Here is a 15,879-nt window from a genome sequence, read left to right as displayed (position 1 = left end):
CATGCAGCGCTCCGATCCTGCGGACGCGATAACCTCCAGTCCTAGGGGTCGGGATTGGTAAAATCATCGGCGAGAAAGTGGCGCTAACTAGATGGATATTCATTTCAGTCGGGATCGGTCACCGCGAACTCATCTCTTATGGGCTTTTCGGGCGAGCCGGGACGAACGGAATCGAGCGACAGCACAGTCGCCGCCGTCAATTCAGGCTGGATTGCTACGGACTCATCGGAGTTGGGTTGGTCTGCGGTCGAGATGCTGGTGGTCTCGGAACTCTGCAGGCCATCCTCGACCATCGACCGAATCACCTCTCCGGGGTCCACCCCCACTGGTTTGGTGACCTGACGTGGGATGGAACCGCTGGCACTGAAGATCCGTTGGAGCACACCGTCGAGCTGAGCCATGTAGCCGGCCAGCTCGCCGTGTGTGGCATTGACGACTGCGACCGCAAGGCCGAGGTTCTCGGTGGCAGACGCAATCAAGGCGGCCTGCGTGGTCGGCCGCATGATTGTGGGTGCTGCCGCCGCCATCGACACCGCGAACGATCGGACGATAGCGGTGAGGCGGACATTCCCAGTCTGCACCACCGCGGCGGCCTGCTCGAGTACGTTGAAGATGTCGAGGCTATAGTCTTTGGTGTCCTCGCCGCGCAAATTCGTGTTCCGCCAAGCAGTTCGAGCACCGCTCACCGGTTTGCTCAGCCAGGTCAAATCGACCGTCTTCTCGCCATCCACTCCCACTTTCATCTCCACATCGATGACCTTGGAAGATTTGGAGAGAATTGTCGCTAGGTCGAGCGCGCTCGAGTCGCCGGCGCCGAGGCTGCACAGCAGGTCGAGGAACGGTTTGAGCAGCAGATCAGCACCCGGTAAGCCAGGTAGTGCGTGCCCTTGCATCAGCACACCGACGGGGTCGACAGGCTGAGGCGATGACTGAGGCTGTGCGGGCACAGCTGTGGCCAACGGCACCGGGCCCACGGTGGCGGGCACTTTATTCAACGCATCGTCTGCGCTGGGCACGACGTCTTGGGCACCGTTGAGGGTGCCGCACACGCGGCTGTGGAGGATCGGCCCGGGTGGTCGTCCCTGAAGGGCTGCGGGATGGTCAGCCGCAGCGGCGGGATCGTCGGCGGGGGCAATCAGTCCGGTGTCGTAGACGGAGAGAAGCGGTCGCATCAGTGGCCTTCGACCTCATTGCCGCCGACCGCGAGTGAGCCCATGAAGCTGTCGTCGAAAATGGCTACCGAACCGAACGCAGTTGCTGGCAGACGGTTGGACCGTACCGCAGACTCGTCGACGTCTGTGGTATGCAGCGTCAATACGCCGAGGGATTCGGTTGAAGAATCGCCGCTGACGAGACCGACCGCCGGTGTTTTACCGGACACATGGCTCATCCTATCGATGTTCCCCGCATTCGTGATGTCGTCCGACGCCAGTGTTCTAGCCACTATGCGGACCGCGTTGGGCACCACAGAGAGATTACCCATTGAACTGCCCCAATTATCCTCACGGTCGGTTTTACGAACTTCGAGTGCAGCGACCGCGGCTTCGACCACTTGTCTTTCCGCGCTATCCCCGAATCACCCGAGACGTCGAACGAAGCCTAGCGAGGTGAACAGTAAAGGGAAACCGCAGTTAGCGGTAGCTGGACCTGTTTGCAATGGCCACAGCGCGAATATTGGCGTCCGTTCCGGACATTTTCGACGATAAACACTCTGATTCCTGGTGCCGGCCTGCCGGTTCTCGATGATCCAGGATGCGAGAGCGAGGCCAACACGATCGCGGTCGTGACTGTTATCCGGTTGTCTCGTAGCGCCTTTCGGAAATTCCCCATTGCATTTGACGGCGATACCGGTTGAGACGCGGCAGAGGTCGCGATCCCATTTCTCGGTGGCGCCAGAGCCTGCTGGCATCATCGGAAGGGACGGTGATGTTCGAAACTGCCACAGCACACACGAAGTAGAACAGGCTACTGAGCCGGGCCTACACCGCCACTTGCCAGCCGAGGAGTTGATGCCTGGGGAGAACTTCGCCCAGGAACACAGGTGCCCCGCGGTCGGGAACCGGGACATGTCGAGCCCGACCTCGGCGATGATGATCGCGGCGGCGACCGGCCCGATGCCAGGGATCTCATCCAGGCGCGCAGCCGCCGGGGCGAAAGGGGTCAACTGCGCCTCGATCTGTTCGTCGAGGGCGGCGATGTCGGCGGTGATACCGTCTATCCGGACCAGCATCCGGGCCAGCAGAAACCGGTGGTGGTCGCCGAAGTGACCGTTGAACGCCTCCTCCAGCTGGCCGATCTTGGTGCGCATCCGCGACCGCGCTTTTTGCACCAGCACCTTCGGATCACGCTCGCCGCTGATCAACGCGGCCATCATCTCTCGTCCGGACACCCCGAAAATATCCGCGCCACCACCGAAAGCTTGATGCACGCATCCTCGAGGAGTTCTCGACCCGGTTCTTCTCCGCCGTGCGTGCCCCGATGAGATCGATCCAGTAACGGGTCAGATCCCGCAGCCGCCGGATCGGCACCGGTGGTACGAAACTGGGGCGCAGCATCTGACGTTCGGCGACCTTGCACAACCAGACCGCGTCGAGCACATCGGTTTTGGGCCGGCCCGGCAGATGCCTGACATCGCGGGCGTTGACCAGCCACGGCTGCAGCCCGTGCGCCTCGAACAAGTAGAACACCGGCTTCCAATAATCCGACGTCGCCTCCATCACCACCCGCTCGATACCCAACTCGACCAGATGATTGGCCAACTCCGTCAACAACTGGGTCATCGTCGAATGCGTCGAAACCTCCTGCAACCCTCTGCCCGAGGCACCATCCGCGGGAACCCGGACACAGCACACCACTTCGGCCTTGCCGATATCCAGGGCAGCAACCCTGGCAATGATCTGTTCCTCATCATGGGATTCAGCCAACATCGCTGTCCGTCCTCACCGCCGGAACCGGTACTTCCTGGGGTGGTCGCCCCGTGGAATCACACAGGGAAAGCAGAATCTAATCCTCGTGCTCTACAAACAACGACGGCAACAATGAAGGGCTCACACGCGACCCCAACGCCCGACTAGACGACGGCCTCGAAGGACTATAGAGAGACGGCGTCGACAAGGCGACCACCACACAATTTTCAGCCCGGAACGGGCGCCCCACCAGGGACAACTTGGCTAGATGACTGATTCCAAGGCGGGCTCGCGGAGCGCGGTAGACCTGCACGCGGGAGGAGTGTTGGCGGTTCGGGTTTCGACCGGTCCGGTCGCCAGACACGCGTGATGTCGACGATGGATGGCGGTGGTAGTTGATCGCCCGATTGGGCCAGGCTAGTCAGGCTGGGCGAAGCGCAGGGTATTGCCGAACGGATCGATGACCGCGAATCCCGGTCCGCCGGGCCCGTTCTCGGGAGCACCGGGCCGGGCATAACCGTAATCCTTGGCAGCCAATTCGGCATGCAGCCGGTGAATATCGCTGACGGCGATCCACACCACCGTGCCGGGAGTGCCGTCGCCGTGGTGCTCGCTCAGATGAATCACGGCATCCGACCGCGACAGCTGCGCGTAGAGCGGCAGCCCCGACTCGAACCGATGCTCCCAGTCGAGGGTGAACCCGAGATAGTCGCGATAGAACTCGTACGCCTTACTGACATCGAAGATCCGCAGGACTGGCACGGGCACAACGAATCGAACCGAGTCTGCAGCCATGCCTGCGCATGCTATCCGATGCCAACCTTTGGCCAGTGCTGGTACGAACAAGTCTGTGTTGCAGCCGGTTTCGCGGGCGTGTCCTGCCGGGGACACGGGACGAGGGCGTTGTAGATCGCAGTTGTGGACAACGACATCAACACCCTCGCCACTGCACTGTATGTCATCATCGACAACCTGCTGAAGGCCCGACCCGACCTCACCCCGCCACGCCCGGCCGGTCGGGATCGCGCCGAAACTCACCGACGCCGAACTGGTCACCTGGGCGGTGATGCAGGCGCTGCTCGGATTGACCTCCGAAGCCCGGTGGCTGCGGTACGCCCACGCTCACCGGCGGTACCTGTTCCGGCATCTGCCCGAACAACCCGGCTACAACAAGCGCCTCCGCAAAGCCGTCGCCCTTATCCCAGCCGCAATCAGGGCCCTGGCGTTCGACACCACACTGTGGACCGACCGTGTGTGGGTCGTGGACTCCACTCCGGTCGAGTGCGGACGCTCTCGCGAGACGGTCAAGCGTTCCGACCTGGCCGGAATGGGCGAGTACGGCTTCTGCGCCTCGCACTCGCGCTACTTCTGGGGCTTGGGGTTGCACATGATTGCCACCCTCGCCGGACTGCCGATCGGGTTCGCGTTGAACGGCGCCGAGGCCGACGAACGCGAGGTCCTGATGGGCATCCTGCACGCCGACCTGCCCTCGTCGCCGACCGTTCGGGCCAAACGGTGATCGGCGACAAGAACTACTGCGGTACCAGCGTCGAAACCGAACTAGCCGACACCGGACTGCGGCTGCTGCGCCCGACCCGCAAGGGCGAGCCCGAGCGCCCGGGATCGGCGCTGTTAAACCGCTGCGTCAGGTCGTCGAGTCGATCGTCGACACCTTCAAACGCCAACTCGACATGGAACGACACGGCGGCCACACCATCGCCGGGGTCACCGTACGCGTGCTGCAACGCATCCTCGCCCTCAACGCCGCCATCTGGCACAGCGACAAGACTGATGCACCAATCCACCGCTCACTGACCGCGTTTGACCACTGACCCCTTGGAATCAACCATCTCGGCGCTGGTTCTCGGTGGCGTCGAGTGTGCATCTGCTTGTTGTCGCAGTGCCCGAGTATCAATCACATCGAGAATTCCATCCGATCACGCGCCCACCGCCCCATGCCGTTGTTGGAACCGCTGCTCGAATTCCGCGATGTACACCGACGGGGCCACCGACGACGAAGACTGTTCCAGCACACCGTCATCGGCGATGTAGAAGATCGCCCGGCCGATCGAGATCTCGCCGGGACGCGTCGGCACGAACACCATCCAACCCACGCTGAGGCGATCCGCCCGCAACTCGTCCAGCGGATACCCGGATGTGTCCAGACCACGATCGAGGATGAACTGCCGGACCTGAGCGATCGCGTACTGCTGCGACATCGGTCCCGGCAGCGTCATGGCGGCACCAGCCAGAGTGAGCTGATAGAAGGCGCCGTCGACATCGAAGCCTTCGTCGTCACCGAACACATCAACGAGTGTGTCGCGGGTGACCACACCCACCTCGGCCGCCGCGATCAAAGTCGCGACGGCCGCACGCTGCCGATCGGTCGGCTCCTCGGCGACCAATCGGATGACCACATCGGCCACCGTGTCAGCGGTCCAGATGCCCGGCACCGCGGCACCGAGCCGATCCGCAGCTACCGATTCACCACGATGCCACCGGCCGCCCTCATACCAGTAGCAGAACGACAACAAGCCGCTGGCTCCCCGCGGATTCAGCACGGGATTCGCGACCCACTCCGGAGCGCCTGCGTACAGTTGCGGCAGCGCCCCGTCGCCGTTGTAGGCAACATCCAGTTCCGGCGCATTCCATACGCCGCCCGACAGCACGGCACGTCCGCCCGGCAGGGAGTACAGCGTGGAACCACTGCGTGTGGCGCCCTCGAACCAGCCCAATGCCGGCAATACCCGTGGGCCCCACTGCGATTGGGCGGCAACGAAGGCCGCTGCGATCACTGCCCAGCGCGACCACATCACTGGGAACGCCGGAAAATCGTTCTCGCACACCACTGATTGCACATCTTCCGCGCGGTCGGCCGAAGCCTGTGCAGCCGCGGCCTGCGGTGTCCGCGACTGCCGACCGGCATGGCCGAGATAGGCGGCCATCCAGACCGGCAGCGAGTTGCGCGGGTACGTCTCCAGGTCGGCGGCGTAGATCTGCGGCGGGAACAATTGATCCTCGGGGAACGGCTCGTCGCCATAGTCGTAGTCGACCTCGAGTTCACCGGTCACGTTGAGCGACAAGACGAAACGCCACCAGGGTCCGTCGCCGAGTTGCGCCGACAGCTGCCGATGCTCCCGGACCAAGGCGAGTACATCCTCGGCCGGCTGCACCCGCACCGACCGCTGCTGATCATCGGAGAACGAGATCACCGCGACCTCGGCGGCCGTCGTCAACGCGAAGACCGCATCGAGCCGACTCCACCCCTGCGGACCCCCAGCTGCGAGCCCGCGCGCGATCCGATGCGTAATCTCCTTCGCCTGCCCGGCGATATCGACCTCCGGTTGCGGAGCCCCACCCATCAAGGTGAAACCCACATCGGGGACATCACCCTCTAGCGAATCCGCCATGAACGCTACATCCGGGCCCGGCTCTGTCGCGTGCTCGCTCTCCGGAACCGATTCGGCACCGAGCGCAGGATCCAGCGGCTGGTTGTGGCGCGCCTCGTCGTCTGGGCCGTTCACGTCGCCGCAATCTCCTCATTTGCACCCCCGGCCCCGCCAACGCCCACAGGCGTGCCTTTTGGCGCGAGCCCTGTCATCGTCCATCCTGACACAGCCGCATCTTCCGCGACCTACAAGCGGCGCTCCAATACCCCAAGTTCTGCATGATTATGAGCTTCGATTCTCCTCCACTGGCTGCGTGGGCCGAGCGCCATCCGCTGTTCGGTCGAGTCTGCTGACCGATGCCCAGTTCCCGAATTCGGGCACCGGCTCCCAGCACATGTCCACCGACACCTCCGCTATATCCGACACCCAGCACTGACCGGTATTTCCGTCCCAGATATCGGCTTGCACGGTGCCGTCTGGTCGAAGTTGTAGCGCATGGATCACATTCGCGTCGTCAGGGCCGCGCTGGTCGTCGCTGCTGTACTGCCAACTCGTCATGGTGAACAGGAACATTCGCCCCTCATCCACCCGCCGGAATTCGTGCCACAACTGCAGCCGCTTTTGATCATCGAGGAAGCTTACGCTGAATTGATTCTCACGCCAGTTGATATCGAGTACGGCATCGGGGCTGGCGACATCTCCCAGAACAACCACGTACGACGACCCGCTGCAGTCGTACGAGCGTGCCGTGTCCGCGCTCATGACACCAAGCGGCCGGGAATGATCCGGGTCCCAGAATTTGCAGTAGGCCACCTGCGCCATCGAATCTCCTCCAAGTGCGATCGCATCAATTTCACGACAACGTGAAAATCCGATCCCGACGCACCGGATCCGACAACACATCACGAATCAACAACCCCAGATCAGCATCTGCAGCCACCACCGGATACCGGAACTCACCCACCACAACCCCAAACGTAGTCACCACGAAACGCGACTCCGAACCCAGCTCAGACCACACGACACCGATCGCCGGATCATCCAGATCAATAACCTGATCACCGACACGCACCCCCAAACCATCAACACCGCGATAAAACACCACCACCACACCACCAAAATCACCGTAAACTCCCCACACACCACCCACAGCCATCGCCACCTCACACAACTCCCCCGTCACCGGATCGAACTCCGCGAGCGCACCGAACCCGATCGGGCTGACCAAGATCCGATCCTGCATCGCACCACCCACACCACCTCCCTGCCGCCAGCGACGACCGCCCAATGACCGACGGTTCTCCACCCCTGCGGCCGTCGCCGACCCGAACGGCGGCACCAACGGCACACCCGGCACTCCCGCGCCGACACCGGTCCCCGAACCAGTATCGGACAGCACGACTCCCGGCCACCCAGGATGGCCATCTCCCACCCCACCCGACGAACCCGACCCAGCCCCCGGCAACCGCAGAAACGGAAACCCCGCCACAGCAGGCAACTGCGGAAGATCCGGAAGCAACCGCAATCCACCATCCGACGGCACCGGAACACCCCGACCAACAGACGGATTCACCTCCGCCCCCTCCGAACCACCCCGAACCTGAGAAGAGTCCGGGACACCAAGACCATCCCCCGAACCCGAACCAGTCGTCCCCGGCCACTGCGGAAACGGGAAACCCGGAATAGCCGGCAACAACGAAAGCAACGGCAATAACGGCAACAACGAAAGCAACGGCAACAACAACAGCGGCGGCAGCGGCGGCACCAGCAGCAACCAACAATTCGGCGGGACCGGAGCATCCGGATGAACAGGCGGCCTCAACTCCGGCTGCGAAGGACCCGGCCCACTCGGCGGTTCGCCACCCGGACTATGCGGCCGCTCCGGCCCCGGACTGTGCGGCAGCTCCGGCGGGAACGGACTATTCGGCGAGATACCCGGCCCTGGCGACAGCCCCGGAGGAGCAGCGGGAACCGGCGGACGGGGAGGTCCGACACCCGGCGGCAGCAACGGCCCCGACAGCACCGGAGGCGAGAGCTGACTCGGCAGGTCGAAGCTGTAGAACCTGGGCGGATGCGGAATACGCGACTGCATATACGGCCGTATATCCAGCCGCCGACGCGAATGGGTTTGTTCAGCGGGCCCGGTCTTTTCGGGCGCAGTCTGCTGCTGCGCGACTTCCGTTCGCTCAATCTCGGTCTCGGTCTGGTTCTCAGCCTTGGTTCGCGGCTCGGCTTGGGTTCGCTCCTCGGGCGCCGTCCGCCGTTCGTATTCGCCCTGCCGTCGAACCGATCCGTCGCCCACAGCCCTCTGATGCTCGGATTCCGATTCCGATTCCCCAGCACCGGTTTCGCTGTTCTCTTCGGGATCCCGGCGCGGCGGATAATAGGGGGTATTCTCGCGCCACTTGGCTGCCGGAGCCCGGTCGCCGTCATAGTCCCACCCAAGACGCTTCACATCGTTGTCGGCGTCGCGCCACCTCGCACCAGGATTCTCGTCCAGGTAGCGATACTCGGCCAGCGCGTCGTTCAGCATGAGAATGTCATTCGGCAGCGGCACACCGTCGATGAGCCGATGCAACGCTTCGACGACATCGGCCACCGCATCCAAGCGTTTCTTTATCTTGTCTCCGGTGAAATAGTCCAGCACCCAATACTTTTTGTGCAGCAGATGGGCTTCGATATTCTTCAACTCGTCAAGGGTGAACACGACTTTGAGTAGCTGACCCTTGTACATGGCTCCACCGGCAAGCCGATCAGCGACCATGGCGACCGCCTCCTGACGCGGCCGCCAGTGAACCAACTCGGCCACTTCGTCTACGAGTATGCGGGCATCCCCAGGTTGTTCGTCACGAAACTGGCCGCTGATCCGCTCAGCAATCGCGTTGTAATCGTCGCGTCGATGTAGCGCAAACTCATCGAGAATCCGCTGACGCACAGTCATATATTGAGACGGGTCCTGTAGAGTCCGAAGTTGTCGGCGGATCATTTTCTCGAGCCATGTGTCGATATCCCGCGGCCGCGCATCCGCAACTAGGTCGACGATTTCGTTGGCGCGTTCTGTAACTTGTTCCTTGTCGTACAGCCTGAGATTATCCGATATGCGAACAAGATCTATGCCCTTAGCACGGAAGATTTCGTAGTGTTTATTCGCCCAGCTCTGCACTTGCTCCCATGCCTGTCGGGCACGCCGCATACCGTCGGTCTCCTCAACTGGTGAGGCGGGATCCCTCTGAGACCACGCCTCATCCTCGAGCACCATCGGCTGTGAGACCGCGGCAAGCTTGCGGCGCATCGACTTGCGGAACCATGGGTGTCCTTCGGCATGCGGTCGAATTCGCCATGGGTTTTCCAGATCGCCCCGTAGTCTGAATCTGAACAGTCTGGCGATCTCCACGGCGAGCGTCGGCCCGTTCGCCAAATTACCGTCGCCAGGCAGTGTATAGGTCTGCACCCCCGGAGGTATCATCGGGCCACCACCCACCATACGGGGCAACAGATTCGCGTCGACGAGCGGACGATTATCCTGATCGACGGGCGGACGATCATGTACAAACAAATGCTGAAAGCAGGCCTGGAAAGTTCTGGGAAACCCTGCGCGAATGCCCGCGGGGAATTCTTCGAACCACTCCTTAAGCGCCGTGATCGGTTTTCCGACGCTACCCTGCAAATGCGTCGAGGCAGGGGCTACGTTATGCCAGTTCCCGTCTCCATCTAGCCACATCGTCGGCATCATCTGCGCGGTTTCATCGCGCGACCAACTATTGCGATCGGCGATCAGGCGCATTGGCGGCTCGAGGTCCTCGTGCCGCCACCGGCCGAGCCGATCGGTTACGATCTGCCGGTATACTACGGTCGTTTCCCTCAGCGAAAACGCCTGTACCAGTGCGTCATCGCGCATGCGTGCGTCACTGGGCTCCAAGACAATTGCGCGCGTCCCGAGCGCGGCGTCCAAGGCTGAATCGTGGCGCGTACGGAGATGTTCCAACTCCCCACGAGGCCCCAACACATAGATCTGCGAATCAACGCGATCGGCCATGCCGACCTCATCGTTGATCATGCGGCCGCCGGCGGACTCGACGGTTCTCCGCAGAACATCCCGATCGGCAATGTATTCCACGATCGTGTCCGGCTGCCGAAATGCCTTCGCCAGCGCGGCATCGCGCGTGCGTGCGGCTTCCCCGCCCGGACTGAGGCCCGCGCGAGGGTGTTCCAGCCCCTCCTGGGGCACGAGCAGAAAAATCCGTGCGGGACTGCCACCGACCAGGCCGACCTCTTTGGTGACCATGCGACCGCCGACAGACTCGATATATTCGCTGCCGGCACCAGCAAGTAGCATCATTCGATCCCGAATCATTCCGATCTCATAATCGGTCACAATCATTTGTTCCGCGATTTCGATCAACCGTGCAAGTTGGTCATGTTCGGTCACCTCTGCCCCCGGCACGGACTTCCGCAACTCCGCGATTGTCGCGGGTAGTTCGGCACGGCCGAGGCGCGATCTGGGCACACCCAACTGTGCAGCCAACTCTTTGAGCCTAGCCCGCAACGGTTCGGCGGCCTGTTCCGCGTGAGCGTGTTCTGCGCTGATCCAATCCAGTTCGGCCAGGACCGCGGGCGTGCTGTCATGCATCTCATTGTCAGGGAAGACCCCGATACGACGATCCAGATCGTGAACCTTCAAATCCAGTTCAGTGAACCGGTCGGCGGCACCCTGCAGCTTGTCGATCGCTCGCTCCCGCAGCTTCATCTCGGCTGTAGTCGTGCGTTCCGAAACCACTATCGGAGGTCCTTCACCGACAATGACCGTCTTATAATCGATCTTTCCGGAACGCAATTTGTCAATCGTCGTCGACAAGGCACTCAGGCCCAAGTCTTGACTGGGATTCCGTAGATTGTAGTTGGCAGCTAATTTGTCACGTTCGACACGATGGAGATCGCGATCCTGCGTAATAGCGTTTCGGACTTCCAGCAGCCGGTTATAGTACTCGCGCGCCGTGCCCCCATCCACCAGCGTGCTGATATCGCGGTCGATGGTTGCTATCGCTTCCCTGATCCGGCGATGTTCGACGGCCCTATGCTCGAATTCATCACCTGCACGTTCACCGTCCGCCGGTCGATCCAATTCGACTAGCTGATGCACCAACATATTGCGCTCCGACACCAGCCCGGACAGCATCTTGATTTTGGAGTCGATCAGAGCGACAGCATCGTGGGCTCGACGATGTTCCTTGATCACTTGCTCGAAATCATGGACATTCCGGCGGTACTGCGGAATCTCATCGACGGATACCTCGTCCGGCGGCTTCTCCTTCAGCTCGTCCAGGACGTCGTTCGGCGCACTCTCCAGCTGCGGCGGATCGACGTTCAGCTCCTCCACTAGGTTATCACGCGAGTTCAGCCAGTGATCTCGACGCGCAGCAGCCGACGTGCGTTCGGCTTTCAGCCGATCCGACAACAACTGCAAATCCGGATGTTGCGGTACATCTAGGTGCTGAAACGCCGCGATCGGCGCTTTCTTTGAAGCCGAGGGTGCACCGACTGATTCGTTCGGCATGACAGCAGGTATCGATGATCCACCCGTATCTGTCGGCGGATGCATTTCAGTAACCAGCACCCGACCCGAATTATCCACGCGTACTTGCCAAATTTGCAATTCAAGACCTAGCCCTGCCAGGTCCCGCCGCAGGTCGGACCAAGCAAGATGCTCCGACACCGCGGACACAACAAGCAGCGTTTCGCGATCGAGCAAGCGGACACGGCGGAGACCGAAACCACCCGCGCCGAGCACCTCATACGCGGTCACGCTGATCTTCGACCGCGGTAGGCCGCCGGGCGCGTTGACCATGTCCCACATGGCCTCATCCGCAACCTCCTGGCGCAGCCGATCTTCGCTGTAGACAGCCGCGCTGTAGCGACCGAAAGTGTCGAGTAGCTTCTTACGTTCAAGCAACAGTTCGGCCCGCCGTGCGTCGAACTGATCCATCTGCTCCTGAGTAACGTCATAGCGGCCCATCGCTCGATCGATGCGGGCCAACTCGGCGGTGAGGTAACCCGATTCAGCCTCGTAGCGTTCCCGCGGAGTGCTGCCCTTCGGATCGAAACCACTGCGGCGTGGCAGAGCGGCCAGCGCGCGTTGTTCGGCTTTACGTTCGGTAACGGCCGCTGCGAGGTCTGCACCCAAACTTTGGAGTCTTTCGTGAGCCTCCGGCGCTTCCGGCACATGGGTCCACTCCCACCCGGGCGTCCAATCCCCGGGCTCCGCCAATACCAGCTGAGAGATCCGCAGCGGCCTCTGAGACCACGCCGACGCCGCGTCCACCGTCGGCGGACGCATTTCGATAGCATGCACCAGATCCGAATCATCCACGCTCACATGCACATATCGCACGGCGATGCCTCGATCTGCCAACTCCTGCCGCAGGACGGGCCCAGCGGCGCTCCCCAAGTCCGTGGACACTACAAGCAGCGTCCGCGGTTCTCCAGGCAGAAAGCCGTAGCCGACCTGGCTCAGTAGGGAACCATCCGTGTCGAACACTGTCCACATGGTCGCGGCGCCCGTTGAGCTCTCGAACGGTTGTTGGCCGCCAGCCGCCGCGACGAATGCCTCCCGCACGGTGTTTGTGGCCGTCTCGTGTGGTCGCAGGCCAGCCGCGTCGAGCACGCGCTGCACGAGAACGTCTCCGGCCTTGCGACGCAGCGCAGCGACGTTATCGAAGGCCTCACGGTAGCGACCGACAGCCTCGTATAGCTTGACGATGTTTTCAAGCCGCGGTTTACCTCGGCGAGCACGGAACCGACCCGGCACATTCTCCGGAGAGTCGGCGCCGCTCCTTGCTCGATGCCGGTCGGCTGACTCATCCCTGACGTACTTCGTCAAGGCCCGCTCGAGTTCCAGCGGAGTGCTGCGGTCCGGATATGGGACACCATTGCTGTCCAGCAGACGGGTTGCCGCAGTGTAGCCCTCGCTGCACTTTTCAGCGGCGACATCCAAACCGTGCAGAGTTTGGACGACCGCTGTCGACCGATGGGGCTCCTCATGCCCGAATGTCCCGCCCCATATCCAGTACCGAGACTCCGGGTGTGCCTGCGGCCCCGGAAACGATTGAGGATCCGGAGGGTGGATCACAATCCGCTGAGCGGCCTCCTGGCCTTCATAGAAGTCGCGCAGCGCCGCCTGCGCCCGGACATCTTCCGGATCGGGTTCAACACCGGTGGCCTTCTCGATCTTCCGCTGCAAAGCGGTTCGCCCGACTTCCGATTGTGTCGACTTATCGGTCGGCTGGCGCATCTCCGGTTGCTGCGATGCCGCGACCGAAGCTTCCTCTGCAACCGATTGCCCGGGTGTGTTCTCGGAAAGAACCCGAACCTCGGCTTCCGGGGGTAAACCACCAACTGGTTTCTCCGGCGCGACAGCATGCGCCTCCGCGACACTTTCCGGATCCGTCGCGTGTAGGTCGACTACAGTGACCTTCCCGAAATCATCCACCTGCACCAACTGACAGCGCAGTTTCATGTCAGCTAAGCCTGTCAGCGACCGCCACCCGTCGGGCCCAGGAACATCCTCCGGCGACCGGAACAGTACAAACAGCTCCGGTCGTTTGCCACGACGAAAGCCGACGCCGTCGCGGCCTGGTTGGATCCCAGCCGCGTCGAGCGCCTCCGTCACCGCGGTCGTGTCGGGCCCAAAGGTCAGTGGGTCGATGCGAGCCGCGTCGAACACATCCCGCCAGGCAACCGCTGTGGCGATCGCGCGCAGCCGATTTTCGCGGTCGCAGGCCACTTGGTAGCGATCGACGCGAGCGGGTACTTGCGGCAGGTCGGCCACCGCCGCGCCCGCGCGGCGGGTCTCCTGAGCGGCCTCGGCGATATGTTCAACCAGACTCTCCAGCTTCTCGCGGGCCTCTGGCGTCCTCAGCCGATGAGGCCGCTCCGCCCCCCGAGACCACGCAGGTGCCGGCCGCCCTGGGGATTGAGAATCCGGCACAGAGTACTGCGCCGACTCAGATTGCTCGTCGTGCCCGAGCACCGCTACGGTATCCGCCCCGCCATCGCGCCTGGCAGACTGTCCGGGCAGCTCCGAATTAAGTCCGTTCCCAACAAGATTCGTGCGCTGCTCACGCTCCACATCGGCCTGATCGCTACGTGACACTGCCGAATGGTGTTCACTCGTACTCTGCTGTTCGCCAGCGAGCTCGGTGCCAGAATGGGCATCTGAATCAGATCCGTTCCCACCCGGAAGTTCTGAGACACTGCGGTCACCGGCGTGCGCGGTGAACTCAGCTGTGTTGTGCGCCGGGCCCGCAGCCAACGAACCGCCCTTCAACCCCACATTCATCTCTGCGCCGCCGATCAGAGCCCGGCCCCCAACCAACGAACCGCCCTCCGACCCCACTTTCGTCTCGGCGCCACCGATCAGATCCGGGCCCGCAGCCACCAACGAACCGCCCTTCGACTTCGGGTTCGTCTCGGCGCCACCGGCCGGGCGGGCGCCACGATCGAGCGGGGTCCGCGCTTGATCGTTGCTGGCCTCGGCAACGCCTGCATGCGGCTTGGGCTCAGGAGTTACCGGCTTCTTGCCTTGGCCGTTACCTCCGACTCCGTATTCGACCGGCAGTGTCCGGTACTTCGGCGAGTTCAGGTAATGCTGCATGGACAGTGCCTTGTTACTGCCCGACAGAGCACCGCCGATCATGCCACCGGCAACCATGCGCGGATCGATATCGACATTCGTGTTAGCGATAGCCTGATCCCAGCCGACCTTCTTCACATCGATGCCGAACTGTGCCGCCACACCCGCAATGAATCCAGCGCCCGCCCCGATAAATCCGGCTCCGGCTCCGGTCAGCCCACCATTCAGCGCAGTCCCGAACCAGCTGCTGGGCAACCGACTACCAAGAACGTTCCCCATCCCCTCACCCAGCGGGCCCGCAACCGCAGCACCAGCCGCAGCACTCACCACATCGACGGTGACACGTCCCCAGTCCACCCCGTCGCGATGACCACTACCGATCTGACGCAGCTGGATCGCCAGGTCCGGAACGACACCGTTCATCATATTGATCGCGACGTGCCGCACCGCGACAGCAGCGACCCGCTCCCCAACCAGCTTCGCCACCCACCGCTCCACCGACGTCAGCACCCGCTGTGCAATCTCGCGAATCGCGAACCGGGCACCGGCGATCGCGGCCGCCTCCACCCCCGGCGCGGTCGCCGGGAACATCCAGGCTATCGCGATCTCCCCCGCCAACAACGCCAGCGAGGTGATCATCATCCACTGCCCGTACTCGATCTCCGTGGCAACGCCATCCACGCTTACGGCAAGGCTGTTGGCGAAAGTGGCCTGCTCTTCCAGCGACTTGCGCATGCTGACAAATCTGCTGATGATCTGATCAATACCAGCGCCAGCGGGATACGCATCCACCGCAGCCTTTTCCGCCTCGTCGACCAGGAGGGCGGTTCTGTTCAGTCCGTCTGCGAATATCCGTAGGTATTCGGCTAACCTGCGCATGCGTTCAGGGTCGCCGTCGGGATATTCGGATCCGGCGACCCACTCCAACCATTTCAGACCATCGGGTATCTCCACG

8 protein-coding genes and 1 pseudogene are annotated in these 15,879 nt (G+C 62.5%); 1 reads left to right on the top strand and 8 read right to left on the bottom strand.

What is annotated here, in order from left to right; all coding sequences use genetic code 11:
• Positions 1–104: 104 nt before the first annotated feature.
• The 5 genes from ACQP1G_RS17370 to ACQP1G_RS17350 form a co-directional block, all read right to left on the bottom strand.
• Positions 105–1,172, bottom strand: coding sequence for a hypothetical protein (locus ACQP1G_RS17370; protein ID WP_433205111.1), 1,068 nt, complete (start codon positions 1,170–1,172; stop codon positions 105–107).
• Complete coding sequence (locus tag ACQP1G_RS17365) at positions 1,172–1,552, bottom strand: hypothetical protein (RefSeq protein WP_433205108.1); 381 nt, start codon at positions 1,550–1,552, stop codon at positions 1,172–1,174. Before ACQP1G_RS17365 ends, ACQP1G_RS17370 begins: the two co-directional genes overlap by 1 nt.
• A 24-nt stretch (positions 1,553–1,576) precedes the next feature.
• Positions 1,577–2,374, bottom strand: coding sequence for a transposase (locus tag ACQP1G_RS17360; RefSeq protein WP_433205105.1), 798 nt, complete (start codon positions 2,372–2,374; stop codon positions 1,577–1,579).
• Positions 2,343–2,927 (bottom strand): IS110 family transposase, encoded by a 585-nt coding sequence (locus ACQP1G_RS17355; protein WP_433205102.1) that lies wholly within the window; start codon positions 2,925–2,927, stop codon positions 2,343–2,345. The genes ACQP1G_RS17360 and ACQP1G_RS17355 overlap by 32 nt, the downstream gene beginning before the upstream one ends.
• A gap of 396 nt (positions 2,928–3,323) precedes the next feature.
• On the bottom strand, positions 3,324–3,701 hold the full coding sequence (locus tag ACQP1G_RS17350; RefSeq protein WP_433205099.1) for a glyoxalase superfamily protein: 378 nt from the start codon (positions 3,699–3,701) through the stop codon (positions 3,324–3,326).
• Positions 3,702–3,824: 123 nt separating this feature from the next.
• Between ACQP1G_RS17350 and ACQP1G_RS17345 the strand changes: the two are divergent.
• Positions 3,825–4,738: pseudogene (locus tag ACQP1G_RS17345) on the top strand (IS982 family transposase).
• 105 nt (positions 4,739–4,843) lie between these two features.
• Here the strand turns inward: ACQP1G_RS17345 and ACQP1G_RS17340 are convergent.
• From ACQP1G_RS17340 to ACQP1G_RS17330, 3 genes are all read right to left on the bottom strand, one after another.
• The gene (locus ACQP1G_RS17340) at positions 4,844–6,430 is read right to left on the bottom strand and encodes a hypothetical protein (protein WP_433205096.1); all 1,587 of its coding nucleotides are present in this window, start codon (positions 6,428–6,430) and stop codon (positions 4,844–4,846) included.
• 147 nt (positions 6,431–6,577) lie between these two features.
• Positions 6,578–7,117: a hypothetical protein gene (locus ACQP1G_RS17335; protein WP_433205093.1), complete on the bottom strand. Its 540-nt coding sequence runs from the start codon at positions 7,115–7,117 to the stop codon at positions 6,578–6,580.
• Between the two features lie 31 nt (positions 7,118–7,148).
• Positions 7,149–15,878, bottom strand: a complete 8,730-nt coding sequence (locus ACQP1G_RS17330; protein ID WP_433205090.1) for a hypothetical protein — start codon at positions 15,876–15,878, stop codon at positions 7,149–7,151.
• Between the last annotated feature and the right edge of the window lies 1 nt (position 15,879).

It is taken from the genome of Nocardia sp. CA-107356 (assembly GCF_050946365.1).
Classification (GTDB): Bacteria; Actinomycetota; Actinomycetes; order Mycobacteriales; family Mycobacteriaceae; genus Nocardia.
This window is presented reverse-complemented; position numbering and strand designations above follow the sequence as displayed.